17 protein-coding genes are annotated in these 15,382 nt (G+C 35.0%); 4 read left to right on the forward strand and 13 right to left on the reverse strand.

The features are described from left to right. From BUA89_RS23570 to BUA89_RS14940, 8 genes are all read right to left on the reverse strand, one after another. Nucleotides 1-140: IS1/IS1595 family N-terminal zinc-binding domain-containing protein (locus tag BUA89_RS23570; RefSeq protein WP_455423254.1), on the reverse strand; the 140-nt coding region annotated here is incomplete at its 3' end. Nucleotides 141-187: 47 nt separating this feature from the next. Next, the gene (locus BUA89_RS14910; protein WP_072959684.1) at nucleotides 188-688 is read right to left on the reverse strand and encodes a hypothetical protein; all 501 of its coding nucleotides are present in this window, start codon (nucleotides 686-688) and stop codon (nucleotides 188-190) included. A gap of 128 nt (nucleotides 689-816) precedes the next feature. Then, the gene (locus tag BUA89_RS14915; protein ID WP_072960271.1) at nucleotides 817-1,371 is read right to left on the reverse strand and encodes a DUF4256 domain-containing protein; all 555 of its coding nucleotides are present in this window, start codon (nucleotides 1,369-1,371) and stop codon (nucleotides 817-819) included. Between the two features lie 57 nt (nucleotides 1,372-1,428). Then, the gene (locus BUA89_RS14920; RefSeq protein WP_072959687.1) at nucleotides 1,429-2,013 is read right to left on the reverse strand and encodes a YdeI/OmpD-associated family protein; all 585 of its coding nucleotides are present in this window, start codon (nucleotides 2,011-2,013) and stop codon (nucleotides 1,429-1,431) included. Between the two features lie 62 nt (nucleotides 2,014-2,075). Next, nucleotides 2,076-2,552, reverse strand: a complete 477-nt coding sequence (locus BUA89_RS14925) for an SRPBCC family protein (RefSeq protein ID WP_072959690.1) — start codon at nucleotides 2,550-2,552, stop codon at nucleotides 2,076-2,078. A 4-nt stretch (nucleotides 2,553-2,556) separates the two neighbouring features. Further along, nucleotides 2,557-2,880, reverse strand: coding sequence for a metalloregulator ArsR/SmtB family transcription factor (locus tag BUA89_RS14930; protein WP_072959693.1), 324 nt, complete (start codon nucleotides 2,878-2,880; stop codon nucleotides 2,557-2,559). A gap of 406 nt (nucleotides 2,881-3,286) precedes the next feature. Beyond that, complete coding sequence (locus BUA89_RS14935; protein ID WP_072959697.1) at nucleotides 3,287-3,856, reverse strand: 3'-5' exonuclease; 570 nt, start codon at nucleotides 3,854-3,856, stop codon at nucleotides 3,287-3,289. 181 nt (nucleotides 3,857-4,037) lie between these two features. After that, nucleotides 4,038-5,531, reverse strand: coding sequence for a BspA family leucine-rich repeat surface protein (locus BUA89_RS14940; protein ID WP_072959700.1), 1,494 nt, complete (start codon nucleotides 5,529-5,531; stop codon nucleotides 4,038-4,040). A gap of 246 nt (nucleotides 5,532-5,777) precedes the next feature. Here BUA89_RS14940 and BUA89_RS14945 point away from each other — a divergent pair, with 246 nt between their 5' ends. Further along, on the forward strand, nucleotides 5,778-6,458 hold the full coding sequence (locus BUA89_RS14945; protein WP_072959703.1) for an XRE family transcriptional regulator: 681 nt from the start codon (nucleotides 5,778-5,780) through the stop codon (nucleotides 6,456-6,458). Between the two features lie 73 nt (nucleotides 6,459-6,531). Here the strand turns inward: BUA89_RS14945 and BUA89_RS14950 are convergent, their stop codons facing one another. The 3 genes from BUA89_RS14950 to BUA89_RS23185 all read right to left on the reverse strand — a co-directional run bounded on the left by BUA89_RS14950 (nucleotide 6,532) and on the right by BUA89_RS23185 (nucleotide 10,364). Next, complete coding sequence (locus tag BUA89_RS14950) at nucleotides 6,532-8,679, reverse strand: NHL repeat-containing protein (protein WP_072959705.1); 2,148 nt, start codon at nucleotides 8,677-8,679, stop codon at nucleotides 6,532-6,534. Nucleotides 8,680-8,838: 159 nt separating this feature from the next. After that, nucleotides 8,839-9,888, reverse strand: a complete 1,050-nt coding sequence (locus BUA89_RS14955) for an alpha/beta hydrolase (protein ID WP_083531692.1) — start codon at nucleotides 9,886-9,888, stop codon at nucleotides 8,839-8,841. Nucleotides 9,889-10,079: 191 nt separating this feature from the next. Further along, nucleotides 10,080-10,364, reverse strand: a complete 285-nt coding sequence (locus BUA89_RS23185) for a bacteriocin-like protein (protein WP_072959709.1) — start codon at nucleotides 10,362-10,364, stop codon at nucleotides 10,080-10,082. Between the two features lie 517 nt (nucleotides 10,365-10,881). On the opposite strand from BUA89_RS23185, the gene BUA89_RS14965 reads away from it, so the two are divergent. Continuing rightward, nucleotides 10,882-11,682 (forward strand): Cof-type HAD-IIB family hydrolase, encoded by an 801-nt coding sequence (locus tag BUA89_RS14965; protein WP_072959714.1) that lies wholly within the window; start codon nucleotides 10,882-10,884, stop codon nucleotides 11,680-11,682. A 90-nt stretch (nucleotides 11,683-11,772) separates the two neighbouring features. Then, nucleotides 11,773-11,943, forward strand: a complete 171-nt coding sequence (locus BUA89_RS22970; RefSeq protein ID WP_143152357.1) for a lmo0937 family membrane protein — start codon at nucleotides 11,773-11,775, stop codon at nucleotides 11,941-11,943. A gap of 88 nt (nucleotides 11,944-12,031) precedes the next feature. On the opposite strand, the gene BUA89_RS14970 is transcribed toward BUA89_RS22970, so the two are convergent. Then, complete coding sequence (locus tag BUA89_RS14970) at nucleotides 12,032-12,604, reverse strand: OmpH/Skp family outer membrane protein (RefSeq protein WP_072959717.1); 573 nt, start codon at nucleotides 12,602-12,604, stop codon at nucleotides 12,032-12,034. Between the two features lie 347 nt (nucleotides 12,605-12,951). Next, nucleotides 12,952-13,941, reverse strand: a complete 990-nt coding sequence (locus tag BUA89_RS14975; RefSeq protein WP_072959720.1) for an aldo/keto reductase — start codon at nucleotides 13,939-13,941, stop codon at nucleotides 12,952-12,954. 150 nt (nucleotides 13,942-14,091) lie between these two features. Between BUA89_RS14975 and BUA89_RS14980 the strand changes: the two genes are divergently transcribed. Then, complete coding sequence (locus tag BUA89_RS14980) at nucleotides 14,092-15,360, forward strand: NAD(P)/FAD-dependent oxidoreductase (RefSeq protein WP_072959724.1); 1,269 nt, start codon at nucleotides 14,092-14,094, stop codon at nucleotides 15,358-15,360. Nucleotides 15,361-15,382: the final 22 nt, after the last annotated feature.

The raw sequence follows: 15,382 nt of genomic DNA on the forward strand, positions 1-15,382 counted from the left end.
CTCCTTTGTTCAAGACTTTTTACATCAGATTTACTTTCAACACTAAAATAGCAACCACAATCTTTGCACTTATATCTTTGTAAGCCTCTTGTAAAGCCAGCTTTAACTTTATTCTCTGATTGACATTTATAACATTTCATAAAACTAATTTATGAAATATATTTTAATTTAACAATACCAATTAATTTTATTTTACGGCCTCTGCAACAGTTTTACAGTCAGCTGTTTTCAAAGTTCTTCCTCCGGCATATTTAATCTTTTTATCGTTGGCATATTTGGTTCCGGTTTCTGCATCTCTTTCACCAATTCCTTCTACCAGACCATCCTTTGTCTGAAGAAAATAGATGTCATTTTTATTTCCGGAAACTCCTTCTGATGCAAAATCATAAGTCAGTTTTAGAGTATCACCGGCTTTAAACCCGTTTAAATCTCCCTTATTGCTGTCTTTTTCACTGTTTTTGGTTGCCATTTTTCCCGTTATAGTTCCCAAGTTGTCATCAATAGTTACATACACCGTATCTTTCCCGGTAACTCCCATATAGCAGAAAGATTTTGAGCCCAGCGTATCAATTACTTTTTCGGTTGCAGTAGTATCAACAGAAGTGATTTCTGCAACTGGAGCTTCCGGCTTTTTATTACAGTTCAACAAAAGAACAGGTAATATTCCCAATAAGATTAATTTTTTCATTCCTAATTTATTATATGTATATCAAAATTTCTATAATGCTAAAATAACAATACTATTTTTATATGAAAAGAAAAATATATTTAAATAAAGGATAATTTTTGTATTTAATCGATTCGTAAATTAGATTTTTAAACTTTTAAACAACCTCTGAAACCTCTAGCAGCATAATAAGAATCGGCACCATTGTGATACATAAAAACGGTATCGTATCGGCGGTCGCAAAAAATTGCACCTCCCAACTCTCTGATATTCTCAGGCGTTTTTACCCAGCTTGAAGTTTTCAGATCAAATTTCCCTAGTTCCTGAAGGTTTCTGTATTGTTCTTCCGATAAAAGTTCGATCCCCATTTCTGCGGCTTTGTCGACGACATTACTTTCCGGTTTATTGGCTTTTCTGGCTTCCCAGGCAGGATAATCATAGCATAAACTTCTTCGCTTAGGGCTTTCCTGGGAACAATCGAAGAAAATAAATTCATCTGTTTTTCCATCATAGCCAACAACGTCAGGCTCGCCTTCAGTTGCTTCCATTTCATTTAATGACCACAGCTTTTCCGGGTTTTTCTCTAATTTTACTTGAATTTCTTCCCAAATTAAATCTTTGTGGCGGTTTATATTTTTTTCAAACCTTATTTTAAGAATCTTTAAAAGTTCTTTGGCTTGTTCTGATGTAAGTTTGTTTTTCATATTTATTTCTTTCTGGGATTTATTTTGTGCTTCCATTTTTTGTGATTTTTTAAAATTTTAATCATTTAAGCCTTTTCCATTCAGAATTTCAGGAATATATTTTTCAACTCGTGATTCTCTGGTTTTAGTTTGTTTTGCAGAAGAAAAATAGAGTAAGTAAGCGTGTTGTCTTCCCGGTGTTAAAGCTTCAAAAGCTTTTTTTAATAAAGGGTTTTCATTTAATTTTTGCCGAAACTCTCCAGGCATTTCGAATTCTTTGGTTTTCTTCATTTCAACCTTTGCTCCAGATTCTTCAACTTCAACAGCTTGAAACATATATTCTTTTAAAATCTTTTCTAAATCATTGATTTGCTGAATGTTTGCAAAGCGAATCTGCCTTGCAGCCTGTACATTTTCAGTCTGTTGAATCAGAATGTTTTCGGGATCTTTCATCAAAGCACCTTTAAAAAAGAGTAGTGCACAGTACTCTTTAAATCCATGAATTAAGAAAATATTTTTCCCTTCATACGTATAACAAGGACATCCCCATTTCAAATTTTCTACAAGTTCGGTCTTTAGGGCGATTGTTCTTAATTTTTCAAATTCTTTCTGCCATTGTTTGGCTTTATCAAAGAAAAAATCAACTTTTGAATTCGTATTCATGGATAGTAATATTTGTGAATGATGAATGGTTAATTGTTAATTTTACAACTAACAACTAACAACTAATTTATAGTTTCTAACTTCTGAATTATTTCCTGCAAACGGTTGTGAGCCATATTGATGCCTTGTGCGAAAGGTAATTTCAACATCTGATCTCTGAAATCTACAGATTTATAAATTGTTTGAATCGTGATTCTGCTGGCTTTTTCAGTTAATTTTTGAAACTCTAAAAACTCAATCTGAACGGGAAAGGGAGTGTTTTCCATTTGAAACGTTCGGGTAATTTTCTCATTCTGAACAATTTCATGAATGGTTCCATTTGCACTGAAAACTACGTCTCCTTGAGGATTTGATGTTTCAAAACGGTAGCTTCCATGTTGTGTATTGTCAAATTTGGTTACTTTGGTTCCCATCCATTGCTCAAAAAGATCTGCTTCTGTATAGGCTTTGAACAATAATTCGACAGGCAGATCAAACTCTCTGATAATGAAGATTTCCTGTTTTCCGTCTTCAGCGTGTATTTTTGTTTTCAATTCCATATTTCTATTTTTTTGATTGGTAATTTTTCATTAAATCTTCCAGTTTATTAAATCTGTCATCCCACATTTTACGGAAAGGTTCGATAAAATCTGCAATTTCCTGCATTTTTATGGGATTCAAATGATAGATAATTTCGCGGCCGTTTTGTTCAGATCTTAATAATTCACATTCTGTCAATATTTGAAGATGCTTTGAAACGGTAGGTCTTGCAGTATCAAAATTCGAAGCAATAGCACCAGCCGTCATAGATTGAGCTGCCACCAGCATCAATATTGACCTTCTTGTAGGATCGGCAATTGCCTGAAATACATCTCGTCTTAAATTCATTATGTAGCTATTTGACTACAAATTTAAATGAAGTTATTTGACTACGCAAATATTTTAATATCAATTTTATTCAGACAAAATTTTTTACACGCTGACAACCAAATTAAAAGATGAATAATTAAAAATTTATGGTGAGTATGAAAACAGAGGAATAAGCTGATTTTATTAGGTTTAAGAAAGTTTAAATTAACCTTCGTAGCTAAGATTGTATATTAATAAAGAGCCCGAATTAAGGGCTAATTTAAGAAGTTTGAAATCAAGGTAATTCTCCACTTTTAAAGAATAAATAAATCCTATAATTTATATTATGTTAAATAAAATGTGTTTTTCATTTTGACTCGGGATTGAATCCTTCATATGAAATAATACTTTCCGCCTGCTATTTATCGTTCCTATAAACAGAAGCTTATTCTTCCTTCAGAATCTGCTGTAATATTAATGCAGTTGCTTTTGCGTCGTCTAAGGCCCTATGAAATTTAAAATCTTCCCTTAGATTCATTTTTTCTAAAACTCTTTCTATTGAAATTCCAGATGTAGAAATATTTTTTTTCGCTAACCAACAAATACCTAATGCTCTGATATCAAAGCCTCCACCTACAAAATATTTATTATAATCAAGTCCAAATTCTGTAAATTCCTTTCTTAAAAGCGGTAAATCATAATACAATCCCCAACCCGCTAAAGTCGATTTGTTTTTTTCTCCGTACCAATCTAAAAATGAGATGATTGCTTCATCGAAATACTTTTCATTTTCAACCATTTCATTTGTAATATTGGTAATCTCTGTGATTTCTGGTAAAATTGGAAAATGTTTTGGTTTTATTAAGATTGAAAATTCGCTTTTTATTTCAAAAGTTTTCCTGTCTAATTTTACAGCGCCTAATTCTATTATATTCGTTTCATTTATTTCATTTTTTCCAAAAGTTTTGCAACTCCCTTCCAAATCATAAATTACCAGATCACTTGAAAATTTCATATTATCGTTTTTAGATGTTCTTAAGTTGGCCTACCACTCACCTTTTTTCAAATTAACACGTTTTGCCAACTCTGAATAGCAAAGATATGTTTTTACTACGCAATCTATTGGCGTATATCAAAAGACCGATTATCATAATCGGTCTTAAAACTTTTATTTACTTAAAAAATGTATATCTCATCTATTTCTTAATTATTTTAGAGAAAGTGGTATTGCCTTTTAGTAAATAATTCCCTGAAGGATATTCAGAAAGATCAATGCTGTTTTTTCCTTTATTTAAAGTCATATTTTTGATTATTTTGCCTGTGATGTCATATAAATAAACATTTTCATTGACGGATAACTCAATAGTTATCACGCCTGTAGTCGGATTTGGATAAGCCGGAATTTTCAATTTTGCTGGAGTTTCTGCTGTTGACAAGTTTGTAGAACAGCTGGCATTATAAGTATCTCCAATAATATTAAATCCTTTATTCATCAACTGAGCTCTTGCTAAAATAGCCTGAGGTGTAGAATAATATAATCCCGTTGCGTCTATGGTTCCCGATGTTATTGTAGAACCCGCCAAGGTAGGATTATTATTGAGAGCAATTAAAAATTTATTATAATTAGTACATGATAAACCGGCATTTTTAAAACCGAAAGTTACAGAATTCCAAAAAAAATATTGAAACTGCATATTCCAGGCTGATATATCCTGATCAAAATTCGTGGCACCATTAAACATATTAAAACCCGCAAAATAATTTACCATACTAACATCCCAGTTTCCAATCGGCTGATTGAATGATGTTGCATTTTCAAACATATGCTGAAAATCTGTTCCTTTACCTGTCTGCCAATGATGAAGGGGTTGATTAAAAGAAGTCGCATCCATAAATACATATCTGAAATTGGTCACATTTTCTGTATTCCATGAATTCAATGGCTGATTAAAAGCAGATGCAGACCTGAACATTCCAAAAAAAGTGGTTGCTGAAGCGGTATTCCAGGCTCCAATATTCTGATTAAAAGCAGATGCATAAGCAAACATATTGCTAAAATCTGTTACATTGGTAGTATTCCAACCTCCGATATTCTGATTAAATAAAGAAGCCCCGTTAAACATACCGCTCATGTTGCTCACGGTGCTTGTATTCCAATTTGAAAACGAATTATTACCAATTAAAGATGAGCAATTCAAAAACATTTGCGATACATTACTGATCTGCGTAAGATTTGGCGTATCGGTAGCAGTTACATTAAGGTTGGGACAGTTTGCAAATCCCCTGTCAAATTGCTGAAGCCAGGTGATATCTCCCCATTGGCTGATTTCAACAAGTTTTTGATTGATATTAAGATTACTTGTATTAGCTTTAAATCCATAAAATAATCCACTCCCATTAGATGCTTTTACCTTGTAAGTTGCCTGGATAGGATTTGTATTTAAAGAGCTGCCAAAAGAAATAATGGTAGGATTGCTGCTATTGGATGTAACAGAAGTAAGAACGCCATGATGTTGAGGATACCCGACTTCTTCCCATTGAATGATGTAGCTGGTTCCGGTGCCACCAAAAGATATTGTATTATCGATTGTGCCATTGATATTGGGTTTCCACAAAGTGATAAATTCATTCTGCGCATAAGACATGAAAAAGAAAAAAAGAAAAATGATTACTAGTCGTTTTTTATCCATAATTTAAAAAAGGTTATATAAAAGGTTAATATTGGGTTTGGTAAGACAATAATTTCCCGGGATTCTTATCTTATCTCTTACACAAAGATATAGGTACACGGCGCCAGAACATGTCGTAATAAAATCAGATTTAAATAAATGAATATTATAAAAGCCTTTCTATTAGCAGGATTTGAAGATTATTTTCGGTAAAAAATGGTCAACTCATCCAAACAATTTGTATTTTTACCATTCTAATCTTTTATAATGTCAATTTTTTCAGAAAACATCAGGCTTCTGCGAGGAAAATTAGGAAAAACCCAGCGCGAATTGTCTGAACAGATACAGATCACCCCTTCACGATACAGTTCTTATGAAAACGGAAAATCTAAACCTCCTGTAGATGTATTGATAAGGATTTCAAGAATATTTAATGTAAGCATAGATCTTTTGTTGTCGATAAATCTTACCAAGCATTCTTTGGAAGATATGCTGAAACTTCCTGATAACAGAATTGTACTGCCGGTTATGGTAGATCAGGACGGAAATGAAAGTATCGAGATTGTTCCTCAGAAAGCATCAATGGGATATTTAACGGGATATAGCGATCCTGATTATATTGAAAGTCTTCAGAGAATCTCTTTACCATTTCTTAAAAACGGCAAATTCAGAGCATTTCCTGCGGATGGAGATTCTATGCCTCCCTTTAAAGACGGTTCGTTTATTATCGGAAAATATATGGAAGGTCTGAATGATCTGAAATCAGGAAACACATACGTTTTTATTACTTTAAATGACGGAATTACCTACAAACGCCTAAAATCTAAAAATAAAACTTCTCTTACCGTTGCGGCAGATAATACGTTTTATGAGCCTTATGATATTCCTTTCAACGAAATTGTTGAAGTCTGGCAATACGCAACCGGAATTTTTCCGGAAGATTTTTAATCGTTTAAAATCATCTCCAATAAAAAATCCGAAGAAATTTTCATCTTCGGATTTTCTGATCTATTTTGTTTACTTATTCAGGTTCTGCAATTCCTAAGAAAATCACAACGCCATCACCTCCAGGATTGTCCAGAACATCTACGATGGCTGAAGGTTTCCAGTTATTCATGCACCAAAGATTTCCTGCACCGTCGATATTGGTTGATGTTAGTCTCATAATCGGCTGATAACAGTGCATCTGTACGGGCTCATGTCTGGACTGATGTAATTTTGGTTTAGTTTGTGTTCCATATAAAGGGAATCCATTGGCTAAAGTTACCTCGGATCCGCCGGTAGGGACAGTTAAAAGCTTTGCAGATTCAGGTTGTGATGGATTACGAAGCATAGTTACTCCAAAAGGTCCCTGCATATCCAATGTCGAATGATCCTTTACATCTGTTTCATGACCAAAATTAGCAAGATATACAGATTGTTTTTTATCAATTTTAATCCCCCACGGTGCATAAGTATTCACATCATAATAGCCTTTCACTGTAGAAAGATCATGGCTGAGAATGGTTGCCCGGTCACTCGTTACCCCTACGACAATAACATCTCCTTCCCCATTGATGGTTACCTGGCGAAGTGATTCATAGCCCTGCTGACCATTGGCACTTCCTGAATAATCGCTGAACCAGCTGTTCTTTACAACCAGTGTATTATCTTCAATGGCTACTTTATAAACGGCGGAAAAAGCACAGTTTTCAGGAACATCTTTATCGTAATTCCCGATACATGATACATAGGCATTTCCTTTTTCATCCGGAGTAACATGAAATATTTTAAGATATGGCGTTTTCATCCAGACAGGCTCCGAATCCGGTAACTGCTTTACAGGAAATTCATTACAAATTAAAGTAAGCTCTGGCGTAGGTCCTTTAGCAAAGTCACCATTTTCCGGTTTAAGATAAACCACAACCGCACTTGGTTCATTTTCGAAAGGATAAACTCCTGGTTTTGATGGTGCAAATGGCTCCTGACAACCAACAGAAGCCATCCAAAGATTGCCCTTGTTGTCATATTGCATCCCTTGTACACGCGAAAGCCCTAAGGTAAAGCCGTTGGATGAACTTACAGGTTTTCCGTCCTTATAATAAAATCGGGAAATACTCCCTTCTTGCGGATTGTTGAATTCAGGTCCCCAACCAAAATTTCCAAAGGAAATATATTTCTTGTCTGGGCTTACTGCTGCACCAAATGCTACGCCTAATAACCCTCCGCCCTGTACCGGTGAAAAATCCGCGGGCGTTGCATCATATTTATAAACAGGGCAATGGGTTCCGGAATCTGCTGATCCCGCGCGGAAGTTATTGGCAATCCATGCGTTATCATCTGCATCAAAAACCACAAATGCCGATCCGCTTGGCAGGAAATTCTTAGCACCTGATGAATTGCTTTTTAAAGTTAATGTCCAGTTATTGGGCGCTTTTTGATCATCATTTACATTTTTCATGGAAACCAGAGAATCTCTGTAGATCTCTTCCATTCCGACAAGCATTTTATAGATATTTTCTGCATTGGTAAACGGATCGTAAAGAATATTTCGGATAGCCTGAAGGAAATTCTGGTTGGGTTGATCTGATTCGTGCCACGCATAGTCCAAAAACTGATCGTAAAAAGGCTTTCCTGTGTTCGAAGGGGGATTGGTAAGACTGTAGTAATATAAATTACATAAAGAATTAAACATTGGATAGCTGTTGGTTTCAAACCCATTGGGTGACGTACTGATCATCTCTCCCATTCCACCTTCAGTTTTATAAAGGTTATTTTTCATTCCGTAAGCAATTTTCATATTGCGTTCGGTTCCTTTCATGTGAACAGTTCCGTCATTATCTACGTGAGTCATTCTTGCAAAGGTGTATATGGATGCAATAGAAGACTCCGGATTTATTCTTACAATATCATTAACGTTAGGCAGATATAATGTTGCCAGAAAGCTTATCGGCTTTTCTCCGGTCTTATAATTGATGCCTTCGAGTATGTACTCATCAATCCAAACGGTTACTGAATAATATTGAGACTCATTTTCTTTAATTTCTGCTTCGAAAGTATTGTTTTCAAAAGGTGTTTTGTTATTGACGACACCTACATGATTTTCAACGATTCCGAAGACCTGAAAACTACCTGATATGATTTTTAAATGGTTCACATCGACACTGAACTGTACTGTTTTTGTTGACATAATATTTGATGGTTTAGAGTTTAATTAGATAATCATCGCCCAAATTTCCGAATATCAGACTGATTTTTATTAAGTAGAAATACGGTACTCATAATGGACATGCACAAAAAATTCTCACCGGTAAACGATAAGAATTTTTTAAATTTCCTGTTAAATAATTTATTTTGCAAATAAAGCCTGCTTTAAGATGGCAGCTGCATCGAGAACAGATTCCTGTACTGCCGGGATGTGTGCAAGCGGATTCAGCATTCCGTAATCATGGATAAATCCTTTATACTCCGTAATCGTTGTAGGAACTCCTGCTTCATCCAGCTTTCTTCCGTATGCAACTCCTTCATCGTGAAGAATATCATTTTCTGCCACCTGAATCAATGTTGGAGGTAGTCCCTTCAATTCTTCCAAAGAAGCCTGTACGGGAGATGCATATTTGTTTTTTCTGGCACTGTGATCCGGCAAATAATTATCCCACATCCACTGCATTAACGGAGTGGTTAGAAATCTTTCCTGTGCAAATTTCGTGTAAGATTCTCTGCTGAAATCAGCGTCAGTTACAGGCCATAGCAGAATTTGCTGGGATATTTTCGGACCGCTTTTATCTTTTGCCATTAATGCAACCACCGCTGCCATATTCCCTCCTACGCTATTTCCTACTACGGCAAGCTTTTCCGGGTTTACTCCTATCGATTTACCGTTTTGGGCAACCCATTTTGTTGCGGCATACGCCTGATTAATAGCCACCGGAAATTTTGCGTCCGGAGAAGGAGTGTAATCCGGGAAAACAGCCACTGCTCCACTATTTACTACCAGGTCTCTTACCAGTCTTTTGTGGGTAGGATAATCTCCCAGAACCCATCCTCCTCCATGGAAAAACATGAATACGGGTAGTCCTGCTTTGGCACCTTTAGGCTTTACAATATGTACTTTTACGGTCTGCCCGTCCTGGGTGATTGTTCTTTCAGTTTCTTCAATATCAGAATAATCGAATGGTACGGATTTTTGGGCCCCGACTAAAACAAGTCTGGCATCTTTAGGAGATAGAGTTTCCAGAGGCTTTCCGTCTCCGCTGTTCAAAACTTTTAAAAACCCACGGATGTCTTTAGAAATATTAGGATCTTCTGAAGCCGGATTTTGTTGTGCAAATACATTAGATTGTAAGCTAAAAAATGTCATTGCTGTAAGTGCGATTGTTTTAATAAATGTTGTTCTCATAATCAATAGAATTTAAATTATTTTTTGTTTGATTTCTATGAGACAAAGGTATGGTGGATTCCTTTCCAATGTAAAGCATTAAAGTGCCTGATTATTGTACTTTTTTCCTTAGATGAGATTTGTTGTTTTTTATGCATAAAAAACCGCTCTTTTTTCAAAGAGCGGTATACCTTATATACTTGACTAATAATTTAGCAAGTAGATCCGCAAGAAAGTAATTTAACTGTAACAACACCGTTTACTACGCACTGTACCTGGCAAAGAGTGCTTTCTACAACTCCTCCTAAACCAACTACTGTACCAGCAACAGCACCACCAACTCCATTTACAGTATTAGCAACAACACCACCAACTCCGTTGATCGTATTGCCTACTACACCACCAAGACCAACAACAACACCCGTGATGTTATCGAATAATCCGTTTCCGCTGATAGTTTTCAACTCGTTTCTGTTCAATTTTTTTAAGTTTTTCATGAATGCAATATTTATATGATTAATACATCACTAAGATATGAATAATTTCCATATTCCAATATTGTTTTCAAAAAAATATTAAAATATTTTTATCATTTAATATTTCATTAATATAAACGTTATTTTATGAGATATTCATTATTAATTATATTTTATTGATATTGTTAATATTATACACTTTCATTGTGAAACACATAATGTGGAGTTATTTTTTCTCTTTCTTATAAAAATTTGAAGTGTTAATATTTATTTTACACTGTTTTCTTATAAAACCGGCCGTTTTAAAGGGAAATTTATCTCCATAGAGCAACATTTTATTTAAAATTTTGCGAGCAAAACTTAAAAAGCATAAGAAGTATGTTTAAATATTACGGTTTCACCTTGAATAATTGATTAAAAATCGGAAAGAATCTTCGAGCATAATATCTTCTTCCTAATATATAGCTTAAACCATTAATCGTATCTTTATTAATAGTAATTTTATAGCTGAATCCAATAAATAAGTAAGATAATAAGTATGACAACAAACAAAGATTCTATAAAGATTAAAGCTGTATTTTTTGATATCGACGGAACTTTAATCAGTTTCAAAACAGGAACCATACCCGATTCTACTCAACATTCTATAAAAAGGCTTAGAGAAAAGGGCATAAAAGTAATTGTTGCTACAGGACGCTCCATTAATAGCCTTACACACATTTCCCACATCGACTTTGATGGTTTTATTACTTTCAATGGCGGATACTGCGCAACCACTGAAGGCGAAATTTTATCTAAGACAACAATTGATTCAAAAGATATACAGGCTTTAATTCATTATGCAGAAGAATTTCCATTAAGTTATTCTTTAATGTATGATCATAAAGTGGAAATCAATGACGCTACTCCTGAAGTTGTGGGGATGTATGCCCATGTTAATCTTCCTGTGCCACCCATACATCAAAAGGATAATATTGATATGGAAAATGTGCTTCAGGCTAATATTTTTCTGAGACCGGAAGCAGAAAAAGAATTTATGGAAAACGTTATGCCGAATTCCATATCCTCCCGATGGACTCCTTTATTTGCCGATGTTAATCCGGGAGGTATCAGTAAGCGTGCGGGAATAGAAATTTTTTGCGATTATTTTAATATTGATTTCGAAGAAACCATGTCTTTCGGAGACGGAGGAAACGATATTACCATGCTGCAGTTTACAAAAATCGGTATTGCAATGGGCAATGCAAATGAACAGCTTAAAGAAGTCGCAGATTATATTACAGACGATGTAGACAGCAATGGTATTGAGAATGCTTTGTTGTATTTTGGACTGCTGTAAAATAAATGTGGTATCTGTTTTTTTGAGTGTTTTAAAAAAAGGCACAATATGTGTATTTACTAAATCAAATCACTTAAAAAAATATTAGTTATGAGAAGTTTATTATGGTTAGTTGCAGTCATATGCATCGTAGTTTGGCTATTAGGAATGTTAGGAGTTGTGCCCGGTATGAGCACAGGATATTTAGTTCATGTACTCCTTGTAATAGCAATTATTGTAATTCTTTACAATATCATTACAGGCCGAAAGCCATTAGATTAATGATTTTTTTAAACAGAAGATAGAAAGCTGGAAATGGGAAGACATACATTCTTAATTTCCAGCTTTTTTATGTCTGTAGGTTTCAGCCTTATTTTGCTGCAGGTTTTGCAGTTCCGGCCGTAGCTCCCAATTTAGATTTCACTGTAGGTGTAATATCTTCACCACCATCCATATAAGCGATACTGCTGTTTCCCTGTGAAGCGGCAATATCGAATACATAAGCCAGTCCTTTTTCTTTGGCCACTGCAGAGATAGTAGTGCTCACTTTCTTTTGAATAGGTGTAAACAGTTCAGTTTGCTTTTTAGAGACATCCTGCGCCGCTTTCGTTCTTGCCGCTTCAATATCTTTTCCTAAAGTTTGTAATTCTGTCTGTGCAGCCGTTAATTCTTTAATTACTGTTTCCTTGTTGGCCTCACTGATCGTTTTTTCTTTATCCTGAGCCGCTTTTAATTTAGTCTGGTAAGAAGTGATCATCTTTTCAATTTCTCCCTGTTTTGTCTTTGTGAAAGTATCCAAAGAAGCTTCTGCCGTTTTAGCTTCAGGAAGATTTGCAAAAATATCATCTGAATTTACGTGTCCGATTTTCTGTTGTGCATTGGCAAAGTTTGAAGTAAGGAACAAACCTGCAGCGAAAGAAAATGCAACAATTACCTTTTTCATGTTTTTATATATTTTTAAATTACTTAAACGTTATCTGTTTTAAAGGCAACAAATATAGTAAATATAACTACATTGGTAGTGATATGAATAAAAAATAAAAAAAGTCCGGAATTTTTTCCGAACTTTTAATAGGCAGAATTTACCCAATATAACTTTTGATCTTTCTGAAGCTTATTCAGATCTGTTTAAGTTTTTTAAACATTAAATTTAAGCTTAAAAACTTAATAAAAATCAATTTATTGATTTCTCAATCCGTAATAATTGAATAATTTCTTAAATTCTTAATGGTTAAATAAAGAATAAGCTGTGTTAAGAAATTTAAATTAAAATTTAAAAATACTCTTAAATTAAACCGGAACCTTAGCTTTTTCATAAATCAGTCCTTCCGACTGCAGTTCTTTCCAAAAATCTGCCGGAATATTTTTTTGCAAAGCATTTATGTTGTCTTCAATCTGCTCCGGTTTGCTCGCCCCGGGAATTATAGAGACAAACTCGTCAGCCGCCAAAACAAAGTGTAAAGCCGCCTGTACGATATCAATATTGTACTTTTTTGCAATTTCACTTATTCTGTCCCGTTTTTCAGTCATTCCTTTTGGGATTACCTCTTTATAATTATACCTCGGTCTTCCGTTAATAAAACCTGAATTATAACCCGCTCCCGATACCAGTTTTACACCTGCTTTTTTTAATGCAGGAAGCAATCTGTCCACCGCATCTTCATGATCAAGAATAGAATACTGCGTTGCAGAAAGGCAGACATCCGGATCGGCAGATTCCAGACAGTCTAAAATCGGTTCAATTTTATTGACACCCATTCCCCAAGCTTTGATAACGCCCTGACCTCTTAATTCGGATAAAACTTTAAATGCTCCTTCCCTTGCCTGCTTCAGAAAATACGGATATCGGTCACCGACCTGATCCTCTGATAAATCATGAACGTAGACAATATCAATATGATTTAATTTTGTTCTCTCCAAACTGTCCTCAATAGACCTTTTGATAGCATCTGCAGTATAATTGTGTTCAAAATCATAATGAAGAGGTGCTTTCCACATGGTAGGCGGTACTTCATTTTCAAGAACTTCCCAGAATAACCTTCCTACTTTTGTAGAAAATACAAATTCATTTCTGCTTTGATTTTGCAAAAAAGATCCGAATCTTCTCTCACTTTTGGTGAGTCCGTACCAAGGAGAGGTATCATAATATCTTATTCCTAAATCCCAGGCTTTCTGTAAAACGCTGTACGATTCTTCATCTGTGAGTGCTTCAAAAGCTGTCCCGATGGCAACACCTCCCAGTCCCAGTCTGTGTTTTTCTGTTAAAATGTCTGTTTTCATACTCTATTATTTAAGATTTGGCTGTAATAAAGGATACAAACATCGTGCAGGGAATTTGAAACAGTTACATAAGACATAAGAATGTATAACCCGAAAACTTTTGGCTCTATTATTGAAGCTGTAATACTACCATCACAACATCAATAGTATATGAAAAAGCACATCGTTATTGTAGGCGGAGGATTTGCAGGAATCAACCTTATAAAATCTCTGGTAAATGATAATAGATTCCGGATTACCTTGGTCGACAAAAATAATTATCACTTTTTTCCGCCGCTTATTTATCAGGTAGCCACTTCATTTATTGAGGCTTCCAACATCAGTTATCCTTTCAGAAAACTCCTGTCCAATTACCGGAATGTGAATTTTCACATGGGAAGCCTGGTTAAAGTGAATCCCGACAGTAATTCAATAGAAACAGATCATGGAATTCTTCAGTATGATTATCTGGTTTTGGCATTGGGAACAGAATCTAATTTCTTCGGGATGGAAAATGTAAAACAATGTTCACTTCCTATGAAAACCATTGATGAAGCACTCTACTTAAGAAATTATATGCTCTTAACTCTTGAAGAAGCAGCCCGAAACAAAGATATCAAAGAGGCACAGAAATTACAGAATATAGTCATCGCAGGAGGTGGCCCGACCGGTGTAGAACTTGCCGGAATGATCGCTGAAATGGGAACCTACATCGCTGAAAAAGAATATCCCGAAATGAAACTCAGCCTTTCAAGTATTTATCTGATCGATGCGCTTCCTACTCTACTTTCTCCCATGAGCAAGATGGCTCAGGAAGCAGCATACAACAAGCTTAAAAGCCTGGGTGTGAAAATCATTCTGAATACAGCCGTAAAGGATTATGTCGATAAAAAAGTAATTTTAGCGGATGGGAAGACCATCGAAACAGAAACATTAATCTGGACTTCCGGTGTAATCGGTCGTGAAGTTCCAGGAATTCCTGAAGAAAGCCTTGGTAAAGGCAGAAGATTATTGGTAGATGCCTATAATAAAGTACAGGGAACCAAAAACATTTATGCCTTAGGCGATATTTCTTTACAAATGACTGACGAAAACTTTCCTAAAGGCCATCCACAATTAGCCCAGGTTGCGATTCAGCATGCGAAAAACTTAGGTAAAAATTTGAAAAGAATAGAAGATGAAAAAGTTTTGATTCCTTTTAAATATAATGATAAAGGAAGTATGGCGATCATTTCCAAGTTTAATGCGGTAGTAGATCTTCCGAAATTTTCATTTAAAGGATTTTTAGCTTGGTTAACCTGGCTTTTCATCCATATAATTCCTTTAATCAGCTTTAGGAGCAAGGTTCGTCTGGCATTCAACTGGCTGAGGCTGTTCATTACTAATAATCCTTCTATCAGATTGATTTTAAGACCAAAAAAAGAATCAAATAATGAATAAACAAAAATCCGTTCAATCAAGA

Source organism: Chryseobacterium arachidis, from assembly GCF_900129245.1.
GTDB classification, from domain to species: Bacteria; Bacteroidota; Bacteroidia; order Flavobacteriales; family Weeksellaceae; genus Chryseobacterium; species Chryseobacterium arachidis.